Source organism: Peptoniphilus sp. KCTC 25270 (genome assembly GCF_021012875.1).
In the GTDB taxonomy this organism is placed as follows: domain Bacteria; phylum Bacillota; class Clostridia; order Tissierellales; family Peptoniphilaceae; genus JAJMZJ01.
In genome coordinates this window covers 240678-260535 of the sequence record NZ_JAJMZJ010000002.1, presented here as the reverse complement: position 1 = coordinate 260535, position 19858 = coordinate 240678, and the positions used below count along the sequence as shown (strand labels likewise).

The window sequence follows — 19858 nt, the reverse complement described above, 5'->3', positions numbered from 1 at the left end:
ATTATTTTCTCGTTCTATCCAATAAGCGAACCATATCGCTAAAAATTCCATAAGCAGTTTGTTCAATTTCAGGTGCATGTTCGATAACAGAAACTTTCCCCATTAAATCTGTTGTAATAGAAACGATAGAGGTGGTGCTATCTACAGAAGCAAGCATATTTTCTCGAGGAAGAGCGGTAGGTTTTACCACGGCTTTTACTTGATTATTTTCTCGGTATCCGCGACAAAGAAGTTTAATGACGCGCCCTTCTTTTTCCGCCTCTTCAATATCTTTTTCTGTAATATGTTCAATTCCCTCACGATCAACTTGGTCTGGGGTAATATTTGCTCTCATTAAAACATTCAAAAGGGCCGTTGTCTTTGCGGCGGCATCGTATCCTTCAATATCCATAGCGGGATCGGCTTCCACAAAACCGCGAGCCCGTCCCTCTTCCATAATTTCGTCGTAAGGACGTTTTTTCGCCATCTCTTCCAAAATGAAATTGGTCGTACTATTTAAGATTCCAGACACCTCTTCAATTTGACAAAATTTCAAAGTATCTTCTACTAAATTAAAAATGGGAGTGCCATCCATAACTGTAGTTTCATAGAAAAATTCCACGCCTTTTTCTTCCGCCATGGATTTTAACTCCTCAAAAGCCCAAGCAATAGGGCCTTTGTTGGCTGTAATGGCGTGTTTTCCTCGAGAAAAAGCTCCACGAATGTGATCAATAGCCGGTTGTCCTGTTTCAATATTCAAAGGAGTCAATTCCATAATAGCATCATAATCGGCAGACTCAATGACCTCAAAATTGGAAAGAGAACAATATCCAGGGGTTACCTTAGAAAAGTGATTCATTTCTCTCACATCTTTTAACGCTCTTTCCAAATCAATTCCTTTAGGATTTACCAAAGTTCCCTTTGAACGGGTAGAAATAGCTGTAACAAGAATTTTGTGATTGTAAGTTTGTTCTACTTCCTCTTGTTTATCCAAAAGCATTTGGGCAAAAGCTTGTCCCGCATTTCCAAAACCCAATAAAGCCAATTTTAATGTATTCATTTTCGATCCTCCTTAAACTTTCTGGCAATACTATTATTATAGAATAGATGGATGAATTGGTACAACAAAAATCCTCCTAAGGAAAGACCGGCAATGGTATCGAAAAGATAATGAACGCCTACGTAAACTCGGCTCATGGCAATAAGGAAAGAAAAAGCTCCTACAAAAATCCAAATCCCTAAGGAGTATTTTTTTTCTTTTGGAAAATGTTCCATCAGAAGAAAAGCCAAAGCACCATAGACTACAACAGAACCTAAAGAATGGCCGCTAGGAAAAGAATAGGAAGTAGCTGAAACCAAATGATAGATTTCCTCTGGGCGAGGGCGATGAATAATCTGTTTTAGCAAAGGATTTATAATAACGGTGGGAATAATGACTGTAATGGCAAACCAAAAGCTATGGAAATAATTTTTATGATAATAAAAATATCCTACGACAAAACAAGTTAAGATGACGACAGTGGAAGCATTTCCAAGAGAGGTAAGAAAACGGAACAAAAGGGAAAGACTGGGATTGCGAATGGTAAGAATCCATTCCAAAACTCGGTGATCCCAAGTGTTGATAAAATCAGGAAAAAACAAGAGCCCTCCCAAACTGAAAAGAAAAGGGAGAAGGAGAAGAATAGAATAAAAAATACGCTTATTCATAAGAATTTTTTCTTTCTAAAATCTCCTTTATTTTCAAATAAAGGTTCACATTGTGGGGTCTGCCAATAAGAAAATCAGAATCGCCAAGGGAGAGGATGGGCGTGCCGTATTTTTCCAAAAGCTCCTGAATATTTTCTGAATCCACCGAAGAGGACTCAACAAATTCAAATTGGATTTTTTCCTTTACATCGGTTCCTGACAAAAAGGACTGCAGTTCACAAAAAATATCGTACTCATTCGCATCGCGATGGGTTACTCCAGCAAATCCACAACTTTTGGTATGGGGGATTTCCCGGGACTTTTCTCCATAAAAAAGAACAGATAATGGCTTCATAAAACCTCCTTAGAAATATCTTAAGAATTGAATTTTTATAAATTGTTGAATATTTTTTCTTCCTATACTAAACTAGATAGAGTTACTAAAAAAGAGAAAAAAGGTGAATTTATGATAAAAGATATACTCCATGGATTTTCCATGGCACTTGCCGACAGCGTTCCCGGTGTTTCAGGAGGAACCGTCGCCTTTATAATGGGCTTCTACGATCGATTTATCGGTTCCATAAACGCCCTAACATTTGGAAACAAAGACGCAAAGATCAAAGCACTAAAATATCTGATGAAATTAGGAGTTGGCTGGGGAATCGGCATGATTTTGGCCGTGCTAATTTTATCCGCTCTATTTGAATCCCATATTTACAACGTAAGCTCTCTATTTATGGGCTTTATCTTAGGTGCTATCCCTATTATTGTAATGGAAGAGAAAGGAAATTTGAAGAACAATCCAGCCAGCTTAATATTTTTTGGTATCGGATTGGCTATTGTAGTCGGAATTGGATTTTTAGGAAATATTGGCGATAGCGCTTCTTTTTCTCTAGGAGAATTCACTCTATCTCAAAGCATCCGTTTATTTTTCCTTGGAATGATTGCTATTTCGGCCATGTTCCTACCAGGTATTTCTGGCTCTACATTTCTTCTAATCTTTGGAGCTTATATACCCATTATTACAGGAATTCGTGAAGTATTGGGCTTAGATTTTTCCTATATTCCTTCCTTATTTGTATTTGGAGTGGGTGTATTAATCGGGGCACAAAGCGTAGTAAAAGTAATAGAATATTGTTTGAGAAATTATCGATCTCGTACCATTTTCTTTGTATTGGGAATGATGTTTGGTTCCATTTATCCCATTATTTTAGGTCCTACCACCTTAGAAAATCCAGTTCCCGCTTTAAGCCTAGGAACATTTTCTCCTATATTTTTTATTGGAGGAGTCCTACTGGTTTTAGGAATGCAGTGGATAAAATTAAAAGAAGATACAAAAGCAGAATAAAAAAACCGTGGAAATTTCCACGGTTATTTTTGTGCTTCTTTTTCTGCGGCAAAAGATTCAAAAGCCTCGTAATGCTCTCTTACTTTTATTCGGTCTATTTCTAGTAAAAAGTTTGGAACGGTAGATTCATAAATTTCTTTGGCCATTTTTCGTAGTAGGCTTAAATTCTTTCTTGTAGATTTTAGAGCCATTACATTGAATCCATGGAAGAGGGCGGAAATAACTTGAGGACTATGACTTCCAGAATTTACGATTGGAATAATGGTGTGATACAAATCTTCTTCTAAAGTGTTGGATGTGTAATAAATGCAACCCTTATCTAGGTGCATAATATGATGATGGGTATCTACAGAGGCAAGCTCACCCAATAGAATTCCAAGTCTTCGAATGCTTGTAACGGCTGTGGTAGGATCGTTGATTCCTGTAGATAGAGCCATTAAAGTCATTTCGGTTATTTTCTCTATGCTATAGCGGTAGTTTGTTAGGACGATTTTTGTATCTTGGATTTGGTATAATTTTTTTATTTTTTCGATTTTCTCCTCTAGTTCTTCTTGATTTTTATTTTGGTTAAGATACAACCGACCAATTTCTTGCTCCTTTACGATAAATTCTCCATTTTTACGAGTGAGGACAAACGTCCCTTCAAAATCCTGGAAAGTAGACTTTGCCGCACCGAAATCAAAATGTTCTAAATATCCAGAAGTGCTACTGTAGATTGGGATGAAATCCGTTCGGTCAAAATTTTCATACAAATTGTCGTAATCTCGCTCTTTCACCTCGTTTTTTACGATTTCTAAGGCTTCCTCAAAGGCATCGGCAATAACATTTCCCGGTTGCAAATCACGAATGGTCTGTTGAATAAAGATAACCATGTAAACAACGCAAATCAAAGCATATACAACGCCGACGGTCCCCGCTATTACGTAGCGAGTTTCATCGTAACTACGCATAAAATTTAGAGAGGCAATACAATAAATAAATCCTCCCATGAAAATTCCAAGAACTTTCATGGTAATTTTTTTGCCAACAAAATTTTCCATAGCTCTTGGCGTAATGGATCCGCTATAGTAGGTTAAAACAGATAAAATCGATGAAAAAGTAAAGATTGCAATAGAAAGCAAACTGGCCGCAATGGAGGACAAAACCGTTTTGGATAAATCCAATTTAGTAAAAAGAATTTGTGGTAAGTTTCGGCTCCATTGGGCGGTGCTGTAGTCAATAAAAGTTACAATGATTAGGAGCAAAATAGAAATTCCTATGTATTGCAAGTTGTAGACCCACGTTCGATGATTAAATAAATAAAGTCGTATTTGATTTTTCATAATATCTCCTTTTTTTTTCTACCAAATAGTATATCAAAGCTATAGGAATAAGGAAATAAAAAAGCCCAACCCGAAGGTTGGACTAGAAAGGCAGATTAGTTGCTAGCGTAGTTATCAAAGTATCCTTGAACGTAAACGACAGGCGTTCCTTTGTCTCCAGAGCCAGAAGTTAAATCAGCCAAAGAACCCAAAAGGTCAGTTAAACGACGAGGAGTTGTTCCCAATGTTTCGTCACGACCTGTTAAGTCTTGGTCTTTTTTGTTAATACGAGAAAGAATCGCTTCTTCCATTTCTTCTTTGCTCATGTTTTCTAACTCAGTATCTGCAATATATTTCATTTTTAATTCGTTTGGTGTTCCTTCCAATCCAGATGTATAAGCAGGAGAAACAACAGGGTCAGCAAGTTCCCAAATTTTTCCTACTGGATCTTTGAAAGCACCATCGCCATAAACCATTACTTCAATATTTGTTTTGCTGTAATCGTTTAATTTCTTTTGCAATTCAGTAACAAATTCTTGTCCATGTCTTGGGAATAATTTGACTTTTTCTTCCCCAGCCATGTTGCTACCAAGCAAACCATATTCAGGATTGAATCCGCTGCCATCAATGCTTTCTGTTAGGATATCATCCAAACCAAATACAATTTCAGCGCCATTGTCCTTTAACTGTTGTTTCACCAATTCTCTTGTGTGAATGGAGCAAACAAGAATATCTTTTGTATAATTTAAGATGGTTTTTGGATCGTTGGAAAAATGGATTTCACAATTTGGAGCAATTTCTTTATACAAAGTAACATAGTCGATGCCAGTAAAAGTATGTCTTACTTCTTGACCAAAAGCCTCACGATATTGATTTTCTTCTAAAATATCAGTGTAAGGATTGATTTTTTTGCCATAAAGAAGTTTTTCGTCCATTAAATGGTTTCCCACTTCATCTGAAGGATAGGCCAATAAAATATGCAATTTTCTACCACTTTTTGCAATACCACGTAAAATAGTAGAGAATCGGTTACGGCTCAAAATTGGGAAAATAACTCCGATTTCGTTAGGGAATTTCGCTGCAACGTCTTTAGCAATTTGGTCTGTAGTGGCATAGTTACCTTGAGAACGAGCCAACAAAGACTCAGTAACACAAACTACGTCTTTTTCTTGCATTTGGATGTCTTCAGATTCAACGGCTTTTGTAACAGAATCATAAACAATATCCACCAAATTGTCGCCCATTTTTACAATTGGGGTACGAATTCCACGAGTGACAGTTCCAACATATCTTTTCATTTCATCGCCTCTTTCAAGATGATTTTCCTATTTCTAGGATTGTGCCATTTCATACTCATGTATTTTACCATAAGGGCCACAAAATGAGTATAAAATATATAAAAAAATTGGAAAATTTTTCCTATTTTTTTGAAAATTTCGGGAAAAAATTTTCCCAAAGAAGAAAAAGAAACAAAAGCAAAAAAACGTCTAATTCCATTGAAATTGGAGAAATTAGAGGATAGAATAAAAGAAAAAGCAAAGGAGAAATTATGAAAGCGTTATTCGTTCACCCAAATGGAAAAGACAAAGAAGTCAAAATAGGTTTTTCGTGGACAACATTATTCTTTGGATTTCTAGTTCCCTTATTCCGAGGGGATTTTCTTTGGATGTTCATTATGATTCTAGCAGAATCGATTCTCGGATATATCACTTTTGGTTTTGGGATATCCATAGTTAATTTATTCTTCGGTTTTATGTATAATAAAATCTATATAAGAAAATTGCTAGATCAAGGATTTATTCCCCATCCAAACCATAAAGAAGAGGTTTCTCTCTATACGGGAAGATTGTCAGGATGGGAATAAATTAGAAATAAAATAGACCGGAGGCAGAATGGCTAAGAAAAAATCAAAATTAACAAGCGGGAAAATTGTATCCCATAGTTTCCCGAATCGAACCAAGGCAGTAAATGAAGAGGGCGAAACCATCTCCCTAAAAGGAGGAATGGTAGGGCAAGAAGTAGATATTCTCTTGACACGCACAAGAAAAAACAATAAAAAAGGCCGCATTTTACAAGTGGCGAAACGGGCAGATTACGAAAGAGAAAGCCCTTGTCCTCACGGAGAAATTTGTGGGGGTTGCTCTTACCAAACCATTTCTTATGAAGAAGAAAGCCAATTGAAAAAAACATTATTAGAAGAGCTTTTTGCCGAAGAGTTAGAAGGCGCGCCCCTTCCTTATACAAAAAGCAACCAAGAGCTTCGTTATCGAAACAAAATGGAATATACCTTTGGAGACGAAGAAAAAGACGGGCCATTGGCACTGGGACTTCATCGAAAAGCGCGATTCCATGAATTGGTAAATACCGATCATTGTCTATTGGTTCCAGAAGATATGAACACCATACGAAAAGCCACCCGAGAATTTTTTGATAAAAAAGGAGTCTCTTTCTATCATCGCATGCGCCATGAAGGCGTTTTGCGTCATTTTGTTATTCGAAAAGCTCGAGGAACGGGAGAAATTTTGGTAAATCTTGTTACCACGTGGACGGACATGGATTTAACGGAATTTGTGGAAATGTTGAAAAATTTAGAATTAGACGGGAAGATTCAATCCATCTATCACACCGAAACCAATGATTTAGCCGATGCCATTAAGCCAGAAAAAGTAACGCTACTTTGGGGTGAGGAAACCATTGAAGAGGAATTGTTGGGATTGAAATTTCACATTGGTCCCTTCTCTTTCTTCCAACCCAATCCATGGACAGCAGAAATCATCTATGAAAAGGCCCGTGCTTTGGCTGGACAAGAAAAAGGAATTGTCTTTGATTTATATAGCGGAACCGGAACCATCGGGCAAATTTTGGCCAAAGAAGCAGAGGAAGTAATCGGAATTGAGATTGTGGAAGAAGCCGTAGAACAGGCCAATCGAACCGCCAAAGAGAATGGCGTAGAAAACGCCACTTTCTTAGCAGGAGACGTATTAAAAGTCGTAGATGAATTAGAGAAAAAGCCGAACCTATTGGTAGTTGACCCTCCACGAGATGGAATTCACCCAAAAGCCATTGGAAAGCTGATCGCCATGGAAAGTCCAAGGATTCTGTATATTTCCTGTAACCCAGCAACATTAAAAAGAGATTTGGATATTTTTAAGGCACACGGATACAAAATGGATCACTTAGAAGCCGTAGATCAATTCCCACGGACCATTCACGTTGAGAGTGTAGTATTGATGTCAAGAACAGTATAAACTCAAAAGTGGTTTAAAAATGAATAATATATCTCGGTTTGTAAAGAAAATATGGAGATAAAAATATTGAGGAGAAGAATATGAACAAACAAAAAAACGGTATTATTTTATACCAATCCAAATATGGTGCAACTAAAGAATACGCAAAATGGTTGTCCGAGACAACAGGTTTTAAATTTTTAGAAATTAAGAAGGCAAAAATTGACGAGATTTTGCAGTATGATTTAATAATACTTGGTGGTGGACTTTATGCAACAGGAATTTCAGGGATATCCTTTCTTAAAAAGAATTACAGTTTATTAAAACCAAAACAAATTTTAGTATTTGCAGTGGGTGCTTCTCCTTATGTTGACGGAATAGAAAAAGTTATTGCAGAAAACAATTTAACAGGTGAGTTATCAGATATTCCTGTATTTTATTGTAGAGGAAAGTGGGACTTGGAAAATATGAGTTTTATTGATAAAAATCTGTGTAAATTACTTCAAAATAGAGTTTCAAAAAAAGATCCTTCTTCTTATGAAATATGGGAAAAAGCTTTGATTGAGGCTGGTAATAAAACACATGATTGGACTGACAAGGCTTACTTAAATCCTATATTAGATAGAATAGAATAATTAATTATAAAAATATATATTACAGAAAATTTTGATTTATAGAAATTAGAAATATTATTACTATCGACAAAAGATAATGTTAAACGATTAAAATTGAAAAGAAAACAGATTTATAATTATGTGAATCAAAACTTTATTAGTTTGAAATGTGATAAGCAGAAATTCATTTTAAAATAGACAGATAAATTACTAAAAAACGCATTTTTATATTTTAAAATAAAGATAGTGTAAAATTAATTGACTATGAAAAATCAAAAAAAATAGTAAAAAATAATGAAGTAATCTTTCTTATGCTAATAGTAGGCATTGTTTGGTATTTTTCAGTATTTACGTATAATGATAACATCAACAAACGATTTGAAAGTTATAATCCGCTAATGTTTAAAGTTGAGGACTTTGAAGGGCTGATTTGTACAAAGTATGAATTTCCTTCAGATAAAGATTAAATGCTCGCTGGCTCACTATGGTTCACTATATAGTGTAGGAGATAATCTGAAAGGGATCATTATTATCGCACATGGTTTTGGCGGCGGTGGTCATAATTCATATTTGGATTGTATAAACTATTTTGCCCAGAATGGATACTATGTATTTGCTTATGACGCTACTGGCAATGACGAAAGCGAGGGCGAAGGTGTCAGAGGATTTCCACAATGAGTGATTGATTTAGATTATTCTTTATCATTTGTTGAAGATAGCGGAAACTTCCCAAATTTACCGATTGGTTTGTTTGGACATAGTTGGGGTGCTTATTGTGATTGCGGTGTTCTTACATATCATCCTGAGGTGAAAGCAGTTATTGCATGTTGCGGTACTAACAGCTCTTCGGATATCTTTGAGATAGGAGGGAAAGAGCAGGCGGGCAATTTCATATATGCTATGATGCATTTGTAAAAATACATGAATGGATAAATCTTGGAAAGTACGCTATTAGCACAGTGATGGATGGTTTTGAATCGAGTGATGCTGCAATTTTAGTTACGCATAGCGAGGATGGCGAGGTGGTTCGAATATAATATGGATACGATTTATATTATGAAAAATATAAGGAAAATCCGAGATTTACATTCCTTCGTTTCAAATATAAAGGGCATAACGATTTTTTTTTTCGATTGTAACAACACCTACAAAGATGAGTTTAACACTGCGTTAAAAAAATGGACTGAATCCCTAGATTATGCTTATAAAGCGGAGGACAATATAGAGCGTTTTATAAAAGATGAGGAAAATTTCATTGATGCTAATCTCGATAGAAAAAAATGGTGTAATAGAATGGATATAATTCTTTTTAAACATTTTGTTGATTTTTATGATGATTATTTAAACTTGAATTAAATTTCAGTTTTAAAGTAAATACTATATGGTTTTGTTTTTTTATAATTCAATTAATAAGGATCATATTTAAAGATTATATTGTGATTAGAGAAAAATCGATAGCAATTTTTGGATATATTATAAGTAAATGACTTGATTTTGTGGATATATTCCCGCATACGAGGCTTTTGAGAAATATGAAATTTTATCAATACTGACCACTCAAGCCATGTCGAGACGCTAGTTCTACTGTCAAGGGAATAATGACCTAAAAATGGCTGTTTCCAAGGATTTTTGCATAAAATCCTATACTCAAATTGCTCACTAGAAATGTCGAAGTTGTACGATAGAACATATCCGCGGGAGTTGAAATCTATGGTAAAAATTGAGTGGGCGGATTAGATTTTTACTAACTGCGGTTCAGCACCTCCAATCTGCAAGATACATGACGGGTAAAGGAGTCACCCTAGGCAACTTAATTTAACAAAATATCGAAAAATCTGTTAAGTGCGGTTGGTTGAACGCATAGCAACTAGACATTACAATATTCATACAAATCATACAAGTGGAGGTTTTTATGAGTATTGTAGAAGTACGGGATATTGTAAAGAGGTATCCTTCCTTTGAATTAAAATCGATTTCTTTTGATATTCATGAAGGTAGAATCACTGGGTTTATTGGTAGAAACGGTGCTGGCAAGACGACAACAATCAAAGCCATGCTGAATTTAATTCATACGCAGAGCGGAAGTATTACATATTTTGGCAAAGCCTTATCGGAAAATGAGCCGGAAACAAAAAAGAGAATCGGTTATTCAACGGGAACAGTCAACTGGTATCCACGCAAGAAAATAAAGGATATCGTCAGCGTTGTAAAGAACTTTTATGAGACGTGGGACGATGAGGCATACAGAAAATATCTTGATTTATTCGAGCTTGACGAGAATAAAATGCCAATTGAACTTTCAGAGGGCATGAAGGTAAAGGTAAATCTCCTTATTGCACTTTCACACAGGACAGAGATAATGATACTGGATGAGCCAACAAGCGGTCTTGATCCTTTCTCGCGAAATGAACTGCTGGAGATTTTCATCAAGCTGAAAAAGGAAGGCATAGCTGTATTTTTTTCAACTCATATCATATCAGATATTGAAAAATGTGCGGATGACATCGTCTATATTTCATCTGGGAAAATTGTTGCGGCAATGCCGGAAGATCGGTTTATAATAAAGTATTCTGCTCCAGGAGAGACTCTCGAGGAAACTATTCTCCGTATGGAAGGAGGTGCTGACCATGTGTAACATTCTTCTGAAGGAGATAAAGCTCAGTGCATCACCCCTGGCATTTCTGTTTGTTCTTTTTGGGTTCATGTTTTTACTCCCCGGATATCCGATTCTATGCGGTGTATTCTTCTCAACTCTCGGCATTTTCAAGAGCTTTGAATTCGCCAGAGAAGCAAATGACACACTTTTCTCGGCTCTTCTTCCGATTGCAAAAAAAGATGTTGTAAAGGGTAGATTTTGTTTTATCTGTATGATTGAAATATCTACTACTCTTTTGATGCTTTTATCAGTAATTATTAGAATGACGGCTGCGGAAGGTGTAGAACTGTACAGAAACAACGTGCTGATGAATGCCAATTTATTTGCCTTGGGTGCCGCCTTTATTATTTTTGGTCTGTTTAATCTGCTTTTTGTTGGAGGCTTTTTCAAAACAGGATACAAGGTAGGCCGTCCCTTCGTTGTCTATATGATTGCGGCATTTCTCAGTATAGGCGTATTTGAAGCTTTGCATCACATTCCTGGGCTTGAAAAGCTCAATGCATTTGGCGCAGATAATATTGAATTACAGATTATTACTCTAATTTCTGGTGTTACAGCATGGTCTCTGATGACGGCTCTTTCATGTAATAAATCCTGTGCTCATTTTGAAACTATAGATTTATAAGGAGGATTCATAAATGCTGAAAGAGAATCTTGTAATGCTTCGAAATATAAACGGGTATTCACAGGAACAAATTGCGGAAAAGATAGGTATTTCCCGTCAGGCATATGCAAAATGGGAAAGCGGTGCAACAGTACCTGATATTGAAAAATGCAGCTTGCTGGCTAGGATATATGGAACCACGATTGATAGTCTTGTCAGCACTACAAAAGTTGAGGGAATAGGTGTTCTTCCGCCGGCGCCAATGGGAAAGAATATCTGGGGATCTGTCACGGTAAATGACAGAGGACAGGTTGTTATTCCAAAAGAAGCGAGGGAATTGTTTGATATAACAGCCGGAAAAAGGCTCATTGTTCTCAGCGATGAACATGGCATTGCATTGATACCGTCAAAGACTTTTGAAGAAATTGTCAATCAAGGTATGAAGCTGATGTCGATGAAAAAAGATCAGTAAAGTAGTAGAGAGAATATTTGATCAGAAACAGAGCAAAAAATTTCAACCAAAACTTTTGCTAACGATTAGTCGATGGAATTACAGTGACAATTCGCCATGTCGATTAGCGAAATATCCCCAATGTTTATTTGGAGAAGCGGGGATTGTCTGTTATGACCAGATAGCATTTTGCGGGAAAAAAATATTGTCCTGCTCTTACTGACATCAGACTTCCAAACTCGAGGCATGTTGAAGCGATTACCCTGTTATCGCGGGAATAACGAAGCCAATCGTGTGAAGCGGAGGCTGTCTCATCCAAAGCTTTCCCGTGAAGCGACTTGGGAAACCCTAACTTTCCTTACAAAGACGAATGGTTTCTTGATTTTACTTAAATAGTACAATTATCCAAAATTTTTAAGGTATCATGAAATGGAAGAATGCATTGAAAAAAGGATTCTATAATTTTATGGAGGGATGACGAATGAAAGAAAGTGGAATATGTCCGAAATGCAAAGGCCAAGATATTGTTAAAATACCAGGGAAGGTAAAAGATTATGGTTCCGGAAATAATATCCAAGTTGGAATGACGGTATTATCAGCCGTGCCAGTTCATCGATATGTCTGCTGTAGTTGTGGATTTACAGAAGAATGGGTTGATTTAAAAGATGTTCCTAAAATAAAGAAACATTATCGCTAGATTCATCCATAATGAAAAGAAGTCCAGAATCTGCACAAATTTGGGAAGAGGAGGACTATAAAGTGAAAGGGATTTTCAAAGTTTTTGTCGTGATGCTTTTTTTGTTCACTCTTGTAGGCTGTTCATCAAAGGAAAGAGAATGGAAGGAAGAGAGCGGAAATGAGAAAACAGATAAAGTAGAGGTATATTCCTATGATGGGGATTCCTTAGAATTCAAAAAAATCAGTATTTCGCCAGAAAAACAACAAGAGGTTTTTGGAGAGATAAAAAACTGACAAAAAGTGGGGAATTATATATAGATGGAGAATATCAAGGCTTAGAATCCGCTTATAATGAAAATACTTATCTCATTAAGATTTTTGAGGGAACGCCATTTACCATAGAAATAATAGAAGATAAGCCATATTTTGAAGATAAGATGTATTGGTATAATGTTGAATCGGAAGATAAAAATATAGAAGGAATCTATAAAACTTCGTATAATCTAAAAGAAAGAGTCGATCACATTATTTCTAAATAAAAGGAGTTTGAAGTAAGCATCTAGAAAATTCTAGGTGCTTATTTATGTCTTAGGAGAAATCGAGGGTTTGTCGAAAGTTGATTTTATTTCGAAAAGATTGTTTTGGGGAAAGTAGGGAATATATTTATAGAAATCGTGTTTTAGAATAAAGCAGATAAATATAAAAAGGATGAAGAATATGTTGGAAGAAAGAAATGAAGAGTTAATTTTTAGAGATAGATTGGAAGAAATTGTGGAGAGCTTTGGAGAGGGCAACCAAGAAGGGGCGAAGATGGCCATTAAGGAATGCCAAGAGGATTTTGGATTTGTTTCCATTAGCCATCAAAAGCAAATTGCAGAGGCCTTTGGTTTGGATGAAAAAATTATTAAGACGGTAATTAAGTTTATGCCTTCTATAAAGGAGTCCAAAGTAGAGTATGAAGTGATTTGTTGTACGGGTCCTCGATGTGCAAAAAATGGTTCTGTGGAAGTCTTAAAAGAGGTAAAAAATATTTTGGGAATTGATTTTAATGAAACGACAGAAGATGGAAGAATTCGACTTAGAGGACAGAATTGTTTCAAAAAATGTAAATTTGGGCCCAACATTATGATCAATGGAAAATTTCATCACCAAATGGACCGGAAGAAGGTTCAAGAGGTTTTGGGCAAAATGGTAGAAAAATAAATTGTTTCGTGAAGATGGCTTCTTGTAAGAGAGGTCATTTTTTTATGGGCGAAGTTTGTTTTTAAGAGGGGAGAAAAGATTCATTTGAAGGAAATAGGGAATATATTTTATGAGAAAATAAATGGTTTTTAGCATAAAGATAAAAAATTCCTAAGGAGGGATGAAGATGGAGAGAAAGATAGAAAAAACGGTAACGGGATTTTCCACTGTGGACGGAGCTGGAGTAAATTTAGTTCGAGTTCTTGGGAGAGAAACGGTGGAGGATTTTGATCCCATTTTGATGTTAGATTCTTTTGATAGCCAGAATCCAGAGGATTATACGGCAGGTTTTCCCTTGCATCCTCATCGGGGAATTGAAACCATTAGCTACGTATATAAGGGGAAGATGGTTCATAAAGATAGCTTAGGAAATAAGGATGCTATAGGCGATGGAGAAATTCAGTGGATGAATTCCGGCTCAGGAATTTTACACGAAGAAATGATACCGGAAGCGGATCGTCTTTTGGGGGTACAACTGTGGCTGAATTTGCCACAAAAGGACAAAATGTCAAAACCTTCTTACCATAGTATTGGGAGAGAGGAAATCCCGGAGATTCCTTTGGATGGCGGTAAGTTGCGATTATTGGCAGGGAAATACAAAGATTATGAGGGATACAAAGGGGATTATCTTCCTCTAAATTATTACGATATTCATTTGGAACCCAATCAAAGTTTGACTTTGCATATGGATTCAGAAAATTCTGTGATGTGCTTTACTTTGTTAGGAAAAGCGAAGATTGGCGATGTAGAAGTAAAAGAGAAAACCGCCGTAAAGCTATCAGAGGGAGATTCGGTTACGATTTCTGCCACAGAAGAAAAAGCCCAAATTTTGTATATGGAGTCAAAGGCTCTTCATGAAAGTGTGGCTTGGGCGGGTCCGATTGTTATGAATACGGAAGAAGAAATTCAACAGGCCTATTCGGATTTGAAAAACGAAACGTTTATAAAAGATCATCCAGATTATGAATAAAAAAAGGGAATGGAGAAAAAGTTCCATTCCCTTTTTTTATTATTGATTTAATGCGTATTTTGCGGCTTCCTCTCCGGCGATTCTACCAAAAACAGTAATATCTGTCATTGCTACAGACCCCAATCTATTGGAACCATGAGTGCCACCTGTAACTTCTCCAGCAGCGTAAAGCCCTTCAATGGGTTGGGCGTTTTTATTCATAACCTGCGCCTTCGTATTGATTTCAAGGCCACCCATGGTATGATGTACAGCCGGAGCTGTTTTTAGCATATAGAAAGGGGGTTCTTCGATAGTCCATCCAAGCATACGTAAATTGAACTCTGGATCTTGGTTATTCTTGGAATTTTGATTAAAATTCTCTATCGTTTCTTTCAAAGATTCTGGATGAATTTCGAAGTGTTGAGCCAACTCTTCTAGAGTATCTGCTTTTACCAAAAGTCCTCTGTCATATAAGCTTTTAGCCTCTTCAGGATGGGAATGGATGGTTCCGGTTTCTTCGGAAGATTTTTCATCCCAAATTAAATACCCAACTGAATCGACTTGATTCTTTATAGCTAGAGAAATAGCACGTCTTGTATCTAATTCTTCTACGAATCGGTGTCCATCTTTGTTTACGAGTAGCGCACCTCCAACAAGTCGAGTATCGCCAACATATAATAGTTTTCCAGTTTCTATATCGCAAACAGGATACAATTGAATTTGATTCATATCTACGGTGTTGGCATTTACTTTTTCTGCCATCAAAATTCCATCTCCTGTTGCGCCAGGTGCATTAGTGGATAAGATTTTATCATCTATTTCGTTATCATATTGGTAGGTCATTTCATCATTTGCGCCAAAACCACCAGTTGCTATAACGACAGATTTTGCGCTTATTTTCAAGAAGTGTTTAGGTGTCTCAGCTTTTACACCAATAATTTTTTCATTTTCACTTAAAAGTTCTGTCACATTTGCTTCTGTAAGAACTTCGATGTGTAATTGTTCGCATTTGGCTAAATATTTGGAAATTATTTCATTTCCAGAATGTCCAGCTGGAATTAAAGAGCGCTTTACAGAGTGACCTCCAAAGAACATCAATTGATCTAGCCATTCTACTTGAATATCGTCGCGTAACCAATTGTAGGAGTCCAAAGCATTATTGGCTAGGACTTCAATTAATTGAGGGTTTCCCCCTGCCGCTTCGACATCTCTTGCAAAAATTTCGGGGCTATCTTCGATATTCTCAACTTTTTGAAGTGCATTACCAGGGGCTGCATATTCTCCACCAGAAATAAGTGTATTTCCGCCTACTTGTGGCATTTTCTCAAGTAAGATGACGTTGGCTCCAGCTTTTTTAGCAGAAATTGCAGCGGCAAATCCTGCGCCGCCACCTCCTACGACTACAACGTCTGTATCTAAATTTTCTTCCGTTTTTTCGCTTTTTTCAGCAGCTGTTTGATAACTAGAAAGATCTTTTCCAGCATCTTCAATTGCTTTGGATATAGCTTTCAAATAAGCAGTACTTGTTACAGTAGCTCCAGAAATAGTATCTAAGTTAATGGATTGATTTGCTTTTATTGATTCGGTTAATCGTTTGATTGCTTCATCGCCAAGACCTTGTGTCTCGTTATGTACCGTGGTTATCTCAGAAATTTTATCCCCCTCAAAGCTCACCTCCACTTGAATGTTTCCGTTGTGTCCAGTCTCTATTGCTTTTCCGGTGGTTTCCTCTTTTGCCGTACACGCGATTGCAAGCAGTGCCAATGCAACAATAAATAGCGTTGTAAATTTTTTCTTCATATTCGCCTCCTCTTTGGAACTATCATCATTTATCAAAGTGAACTTCTCATAAAAATGTGAATGAATCCAATTATTCACAAGAGAATACTTGATTCAATCACTTTTAACTAAATGAGGTCATGCAATGAATACTTAAAAAGGAACCATTTTCATGAATGGTCCCTTTTAGTTTTGTTAAATGATTCTATTGTCGCCATCAAATGTGGTGCTATCATCGACAGCGTCTGATTTTTCTCTTCTAACTCTTAAACCTTCCTCATGAATTTGAATTTTTTGTTCATCATCCAAGCGATCAAAATCTAGCCCTTTTTGAGCGGCAAACTCTCTGTCATAAGCCAGGTCTTCATCAGCAAATTCCATGCCGCGGAATCCAACGCCGTCATTAATGCCGGTATAGAAGGGATCTGAATCTCTATATGTGAAATGCTCAGGGTTATCATAATAACCTTCCCTCTTAACGACTAAAACGTACTGGCCTTTGTCTACGGCACGGCGGGCTTCCCTTTTTACATCATCTGTCCATTCGTATCTATTGAAAACTCTATCTTCAGGATCTTCCCCAGTAAAGAAGGCGGCGATTTTATCACCTAGGCTTGCCTCTCCATCATGACGATTGACTCTGTAATAGTAGTCTCCATTCTCATGAAGTTCATTTGATGTGAACACCTCAAGTTCGAAGTTTTCGTACTGATTATCTCTCAAGTATCTAATTCTTTCCTTTAGTTGTTCTTCTGTGTTAAAAGTTTCAAAATATCTCATTATTTCCATCCTTTCAGATACAATTACTCATGCATACGCTTATGCACTAAGTTTCTAGAAATAGCGTCTTACTCACTTAAGTTTGACAATAACTTGTAAGTTTATCTTTAGAGCACAGAGATATATAAGGTCTTATTTACCTAAGTGTGGCGCAATAACCAACTAATTTATTCGCCTGCCCTAAGTAGATACCCATGCAAAAAAGAATTAAACTAAAAGTATATTTTTATGTAAATTTGATAATAATTAAGATGTCATAAAAGCTATAAGCACGAAAAAAACATAATGAAATAAAATATAAAAATTTCTATTGGTGTTCGAGGAATCAAAAGTTTGGATATATATGATTTAAATTTAGAAAAAAAGATGAAGAGGGGGTAGGTAAGAAAATGAATTTACACATTGGAGATATGTATTGGTCGGACTTTACAGAAAAGAAACACTATTCCTTAAGTACTAGTTTTGGAAATGAAATTGAAGACATACTTATTGTCGGAGGAGGGATATCCGGAGCTCTTTCGGCCTATGCTTTATCGGAGGCAGGATACAAGGTAACGTTGGTAGAATCCAATACAATTGGATCGGGGTCGACCTTGGCCAATACGGGTTTGATTCAATATATGAGTGATATTTTTTTAACAGACTTAATCAAGCAAATTGGAGAAAAAAACGCAGTAAACTTTTACAACGAATCAGTAAAAGCTATAGAAGAATTAATAAAAATAGATGAGAAAATAGAAAATTTAAGTAGTGAGACATTTCGACCATCTCAGAGTTTGATTTTGGCTACAGAGGGAAAAAAGGTTGAAGCTATAAGAAAAGAGGCAGATAAACAGAGCAGAATTGGCTATGCAGCTTCCTTCTTAGAGGAAATGGAGCTTAGAAATAAAGGGTTCAAAGCTTATGGAGCATTAAAAACGACTCCAGATATTTCTCTAAATCCTTATGGATTCCTAAATCGACTGATTGTTCATGGAAATGAAAAATGTGGGGTAAAAATTCTTGAGAAAACAAAATTTTTGAAATTAAAAAATAAAAAAGAATATCAAGAGGTGGTCTGCGAAAAAGAAGGAAAAATAATTTTAGGAAAGTTCAAGAAAATTCTTTTTGCTACTGGCTACAATCCTCCAGAATTTTTGCGAAAATATTTGAAACATTTAATGATAAATAAAACCTATGTAATTGTTTCGAATGGAGAACAGGGTTACGATGAAGAGTTGGATTATCTAGTTTGGGAGGCAAAAACTCCTTATACTTATTATAAATATACCTTTGAAGATAAATTTATGATTGGCGGATTGGACACAAAAGGTTCTAGCTTAAAGCCAGAAGACGCATATAAAAATAAAGGTAAACTTGTAGAATCCATGCAGGAGATAATAGGACATAAATCCTCTCTCATTCAACCGGAATACTCTTATGCGGCATTGTTTGGCGAAAGTAGTGATAATCTACCTTATATGGGAATTCATCCGGAAAACCCTCATGTATTCTTAATATGTGGTGTGGGAGGAAATGGGACTGTATACTCAACTATAGCCTCTAAACTTGTCTTAGATTGGGTTGCTGAAAAGGACATATCTGCATTTGATTTTTTGAAGTTGGATAGAAAATAAAAATAAAACAGTATATTTCCCTTTTAGTATAAATTTTATAAGAAGCTAGATTTCATGGATGCAAGTAAATATTGAAAAACGAAACGTTTATAAAAGATCATCCAGATTATGAATGAGAGAAAGGAAGAGGGAGAAATGGGCAGTACGAAGATTTTTATGAAGAGAGATTCCTCTACTGGTCTAAAAGAAGTAGCGGATTCCATTCGAGAAAAAATGGAGAGTTCCCTTGTGCCGGCAGAATTGGTTTCAGAACATTTAGAAATGGTAGGCGATGTGGAAATTTTTCTTCTAGTATTTGAAAAATATTATGCGAGAATCGGAGGAATGGCAGCTCTAGCCGTTCAAGGAATAAATTATGAGAATCATCAATCCATTCAAATTGTTGGAACTGGCGGTGGGGACGGAGTGTTCAATATCAGCTGGGGCGCAAACAAAGATTTTGCCATTAAAGTAGTGGATCACTTGGAAACCCTTGGATTTACAAAAGAGGATGAAAAATGATTGTTTCAAAAACAAAAAAGGCGAGAAAGTTTCCCAAAGAATGGATGGATGTAGATAGAAAAGAAACGGCCTTTGTTCCCTATCGAAAGGAAAATTTTTTAACAGAAACGCATATTGCGGGAACGAGCCATATTAAAAAGATAGAAAAAAGGGAACCGAAATTGAAACGTGGAAAGAAATTGGTTCTAAAACGAGAATCCTACAATCCCTATGATTTTTGGGCCATTCGTGTGGAAACCAAAAAAGGGAAAAAATTGGGATACATTCCTAAAAAGGACAATGAAATTTTGGCCCGGTTAATGGATATGGGAATTCCATTGTATGGACGGATCGATTGGAAGGAATATAAGGGGGATTGGCTTTTTGTTCGTATCAGTATTTATGTAAAAAAGAAAAAATAAAAGAAGTAGCTCTCTTTCGGATTGTTCTAGGAAAGAGAGCTTTTTC

Annotated in this window: 23 protein-coding genes and 1 pseudogene; 17 read left to right on the top strand and 7 right to left on the bottom strand. The window is 36.3% G+C overall.

Going from position 1 to position 19858, the window contains the following annotated elements; translation table 11 throughout:
• Window position 1: 1 nt before the first annotated feature.
• From LQU94_RS05145 to LQU94_RS05135, 3 genes are read right to left on the bottom strand one after another with little or no spacing between them, the layout of a single operon-like run.
• Entirely contained in the window at window positions 2-1039 is a 1038-nt protein-coding gene (locus LQU94_RS05145; RefSeq protein WP_230696623.1) for a homoserine dehydrogenase, read from the bottom strand.
• Complete coding sequence (locus LQU94_RS05140; protein WP_230696622.1) at window positions 1036-1620, bottom strand: phosphatase PAP2 family protein; 585 nt, start codon at window positions 1618-1620, stop codon at window positions 1036-1038. The genes LQU94_RS05145 and LQU94_RS05140 overlap by 4 nt, the downstream gene beginning before the upstream one ends.
• Window positions 1621-1678: 58 nt before the next feature.
• On the bottom strand, window positions 1679-2020 hold the full coding sequence (locus LQU94_RS05135) for a hypothetical protein (protein WP_230696621.1): 342 nt from the start codon (window positions 2018-2020) through the stop codon (window positions 1679-1681).
• A 111-nt stretch (window positions 2021-2131) separates the two neighbouring features.
• Between LQU94_RS05135 and LQU94_RS05130 the strand changes: the two genes are divergently transcribed.
• Window positions 2132-3013: a DUF368 domain-containing protein gene (locus LQU94_RS05130; RefSeq protein WP_230696620.1), complete on the top strand. Its 882-nt coding sequence runs from the start codon at window positions 2132-2134 to the stop codon at window positions 3011-3013.
• Window positions 3014-3036: 23 nt separating this feature from the next.
• On the opposite strand, the gene LQU94_RS05125 is transcribed toward LQU94_RS05130, so the two are convergent.
• Together LQU94_RS05125 and LQU94_RS05120 are read right to left on the bottom strand one after the other, a co-directional pair.
• On the bottom strand, window positions 3037-4335 hold the full coding sequence (locus LQU94_RS05125; protein ID WP_230696619.1) for a DUF2254 domain-containing protein: 1299 nt from the start codon (window positions 4333-4335) through the stop codon (window positions 3037-3039).
• A gap of 95 nt (window positions 4336-4430) precedes the next feature.
• The gene (locus tag LQU94_RS05120; RefSeq protein ID WP_230696618.1) at window positions 4431-5612 is read right to left on the bottom strand and encodes a coenzyme F420-0:L-glutamate ligase; all 1182 of its coding nucleotides are present in this window, start codon (window positions 5610-5612) and stop codon (window positions 4431-4433) included.
• A 251-nt stretch (window positions 5613-5863) separates the two neighbouring features.
• Here LQU94_RS05120 and LQU94_RS05115 point away from each other — a divergent pair, with 251 nt between their 5' ends.
• The 13 genes from LQU94_RS05115 to LQU94_RS05060 all read left to right on the top strand — a co-directional run bounded on the left by LQU94_RS05115 (window position 5864) and on the right by LQU94_RS05060 (window position 14756).
• The gene (locus LQU94_RS05115; RefSeq protein WP_230696617.1) at window positions 5864-6178 is read left to right on the top strand and encodes a hypothetical protein; all 315 of its coding nucleotides are present in this window, start codon (window positions 5864-5866) and stop codon (window positions 6176-6178) included.
• 28 nt (window positions 6179-6206) lie between these two features.
• The gene (rlmD, locus tag LQU94_RS05110) at window positions 6207-7562 is read left to right on the top strand and encodes a 23S rRNA (uracil(1939)-C(5))-methyltransferase RlmD (RefSeq protein WP_230696616.1); all 1356 of its coding nucleotides are present in this window, start codon (window positions 6207-6209) and stop codon (window positions 7560-7562) included.
• An 80-nt stretch (window positions 7563-7642) separates the two neighbouring features.
• Window positions 7643-8176, top strand: coding sequence for a flavodoxin domain-containing protein (locus tag LQU94_RS05105; RefSeq protein ID WP_230696615.1), 534 nt, complete (start codon window positions 7643-7645; stop codon window positions 8174-8176).
• A 420-nt stretch (window positions 8177-8596) separates the two neighbouring features.
• Window positions 8597-8833 carry a serine aminopeptidase domain-containing protein gene (locus tag LQU94_RS08115; RefSeq protein WP_370631506.1) on the top strand — a complete coding sequence of 79 codons (237 nt, stop codon included), beginning with the start codon at window positions 8597-8599 and terminating at the stop codon, window positions 8831-8833.
• Window positions 8834-9070, top strand: a complete 237-nt coding sequence (locus LQU94_RS05100) for a hypothetical protein (protein ID WP_230696614.1) — start codon at window positions 8834-8836, stop codon at window positions 9068-9070.
• Between the two features lie 123 nt (window positions 9071-9193).
• Window positions 9194-9511: a hypothetical protein gene (locus LQU94_RS05095; protein ID WP_230696613.1), complete on the top strand. Its 318-nt coding sequence runs from the start codon at window positions 9194-9196 to the stop codon at window positions 9509-9511.
• 556 nt (window positions 9512-10067) lie between these two features.
• Entirely contained in the window at window positions 10068-10790 is a 723-nt protein-coding gene (locus LQU94_RS05090; protein ID WP_230696612.1) for an ABC transporter ATP-binding protein, read from the top strand.
• Complete coding sequence (locus tag LQU94_RS05085) at window positions 10783-11436, top strand: ABC-2 transporter permease (protein ID WP_230696611.1); 654 nt, start codon at window positions 10783-10785, stop codon at window positions 11434-11436. Before LQU94_RS05090 ends, LQU94_RS05085 begins: the two co-directional genes overlap by 8 nt.
• Window positions 11437-11449: 13 nt before the next feature.
• A complete protein-coding gene (locus tag LQU94_RS05080) occupies window positions 11450-11887 on the top strand; it encodes a helix-turn-helix domain-containing protein (protein ID WP_230696610.1) in 438 nt (145 codons plus the stop codon).
• A 460-nt stretch (window positions 11888-12347) separates the two neighbouring features.
• A complete protein-coding gene (locus tag LQU94_RS05075; protein WP_230696609.1) occupies window positions 12348-12563 on the top strand; it encodes a hypothetical protein in 216 nt (71 codons plus the stop codon).
• A 62-nt stretch (window positions 12564-12625) separates the two neighbouring features.
• Window positions 12626-12838 (top strand): hypothetical protein, encoded by a 213-nt coding sequence (locus tag LQU94_RS05070; RefSeq protein WP_230696608.1) that lies wholly within the window; start codon window positions 12626-12628, stop codon window positions 12836-12838.
• A 423-nt stretch (window positions 12839-13261) separates the two neighbouring features.
• Window positions 13262-13747, top strand: a complete 486-nt coding sequence (locus tag LQU94_RS05065) for an NAD(P)H-dependent oxidoreductase subunit E (protein ID WP_230696607.1) — start codon at window positions 13262-13264, stop codon at window positions 13745-13747.
• Window positions 13748-13913: 166 nt separating this feature from the next.
• Window positions 13914-14756, top strand: a complete 843-nt coding sequence (locus tag LQU94_RS05060; protein ID WP_230696606.1) for a pirin family protein — start codon at window positions 13914-13916, stop codon at window positions 14754-14756.
• Between the two features lie 39 nt (window positions 14757-14795).
• Here LQU94_RS05060 and LQU94_RS05055 read toward each other — a convergent pair whose 3' ends face one another.
• Together LQU94_RS05055 and LQU94_RS05050 are read right to left on the bottom strand one after the other, a co-directional pair.
• Window positions 14796-16535, bottom strand: a complete 1740-nt coding sequence (locus tag LQU94_RS05055) for a flavocytochrome c (RefSeq protein WP_230696605.1) — start codon at window positions 16533-16535, stop codon at window positions 14796-14798.
• Between the two features lie 174 nt (window positions 16536-16709).
• Window positions 16710-17294: a general stress protein gene (locus LQU94_RS05050; protein WP_230696604.1), complete on the bottom strand. Its 585-nt coding sequence runs from the start codon at window positions 17292-17294 to the stop codon at window positions 16710-16712.
• Window positions 17295-17683: 389 nt separating this feature from the next.
• Here LQU94_RS05050 and LQU94_RS05045 point away from each other — a divergent pair.
• The 3 genes and pseudogenes from LQU94_RS05045 to LQU94_RS05035 all read left to right on the top strand — a co-directional run.
• Window positions 17684-18844: pseudogene (locus LQU94_RS05045) on the top strand (NAD(P)/FAD-dependent oxidoreductase); the annotation flags it as partial.
• 201 nt (window positions 18845-19045) lie between these two features.
• Window positions 19046-19411, top strand: a complete 366-nt coding sequence (locus tag LQU94_RS05040; RefSeq protein WP_230696602.1) for a DUF6054 family protein — start codon at window positions 19046-19048, stop codon at window positions 19409-19411.
• Window positions 19408-19812 carry an HIRAN domain-containing protein gene (locus LQU94_RS05035; protein WP_230696601.1) on the top strand — a complete coding sequence of 135 codons (405 nt, stop codon included), beginning with the start codon at window positions 19408-19410 and terminating at the stop codon, window positions 19810-19812. The genes LQU94_RS05040 and LQU94_RS05035 overlap by 4 nt, the downstream gene beginning before the upstream one ends.
• Window positions 19813-19858 lie beyond the last annotated feature (46 nt).

Excerpts from the sequence above, each read along its gene's own strand:
- LQU94_RS05135 (WP_230696621.1), bottom strand. The coding sequence starts at position 2,020 with ATGAAGCCATTATCTGTTCTTTTTTATGGAGAAAAGTCCCGGGAAATC.
- LQU94_RS05090 (WP_230696612.1), top strand. The coding sequence starts at position 10,068 with ATGAGTATTGTAGAAGTACGGGATATTGTAAAGAGGTATCCTTCCTTT.
- LQU94_RS05115 (WP_230696617.1), top strand. The coding sequence starts at position 5,864 with ATGAAAGCGTTATTCGTTCACCCAAATGGAAAAGACAAAGAAGTCAAA.
- LQU94_RS05040 (WP_230696602.1), top strand. The coding sequence starts at position 19,046 with ATGGGCAGTACGAAGATTTTTATGAAGAGAGATTCCTCTACTGGTCTA.
- LQU94_RS05065 (WP_230696607.1), top strand. The coding sequence starts at position 13,262 with ATGTTGGAAGAAAGAAATGAAGAGTTAATTTTTAGAGATAGATTGGAA.
- LQU94_RS05095 (WP_230696613.1), top strand. The coding sequence starts at position 9,194 with ATGGATACGATTTATATTATGAAAAATATAAGGAAAATCCGAGATTTA.
- LQU94_RS05085 (WP_230696611.1), top strand. The coding sequence starts at position 10,783 with ATGTGTAACATTCTTCTGAAGGAGATAAAGCTCAGTGCATCACCCCTG.
- LQU94_RS05075 (WP_230696609.1), top strand. The coding sequence starts at position 12,348 with ATGAAAGAAAGTGGAATATGTCCGAAATGCAAAGGCCAAGATATTGTT.
- LQU94_RS05050 (WP_230696604.1), bottom strand. The coding sequence starts at position 17,294 with ATGAGATATTTTGAAACTTTTAACACAGAAGAACAACTAAAGGAAAGA.
- LQU94_RS05145 (WP_230696623.1), bottom strand. The coding sequence starts at position 1,039 with ATGAATACATTAAAATTGGCTTTATTGGGTTTTGGAAATGCGGGACAA.
- LQU94_RS05105 (WP_230696615.1), top strand. The coding sequence starts at position 7,643 with ATGAACAAACAAAAAAACGGTATTATTTTATACCAATCCAAATATGGT.
- LQU94_RS08115 (WP_370631506.1), top strand. The coding sequence starts at position 8,597 with ATGAATTTCCTTCAGATAAAGATTAAATGCTCGCTGGCTCACTATGGT.
- LQU94_RS05080 (WP_230696610.1), top strand. The coding sequence starts at position 11,450 with ATGCTGAAAGAGAATCTTGTAATGCTTCGAAATATAAACGGGTATTCA.
- LQU94_RS05055 (WP_230696605.1), bottom strand. The coding sequence starts at position 16,535 with ATGAAGAAAAAATTTACAACGCTATTTATTGTTGCATTGGCACTGCTT.
- LQU94_RS05035 (WP_230696601.1), top strand. The coding sequence starts at position 19,408 with ATGATTGTTTCAAAAACAAAAAAGGCGAGAAAGTTTCCCAAAGAATGG.
- LQU94_RS05130 (WP_230696620.1), top strand. The coding sequence starts at position 2,132 with ATGATAAAAGATATACTCCATGGATTTTCCATGGCACTTGCCGACAGC.
- LQU94_RS05120 (WP_230696618.1), bottom strand. The coding sequence starts at position 5,612 with ATGAAAAGATATGTTGGAACTGTCACTCGTGGAATTCGTACCCCAATT.
- LQU94_RS05060 (WP_230696606.1), top strand. The coding sequence starts at position 13,914 with ATGGAGAGAAAGATAGAAAAAACGGTAACGGGATTTTCCACTGTGGAC.
- rlmD (WP_230696616.1), top strand. The coding sequence starts at position 6,207 with ATGGCTAAGAAAAAATCAAAATTAACAAGCGGGAAAATTGTATCCCAT.
- LQU94_RS05125 (WP_230696619.1), bottom strand. The coding sequence starts at position 4,335 with ATGAAAAATCAAATACGACTTTATTTATTTAATCATCGAACGTGGGTC.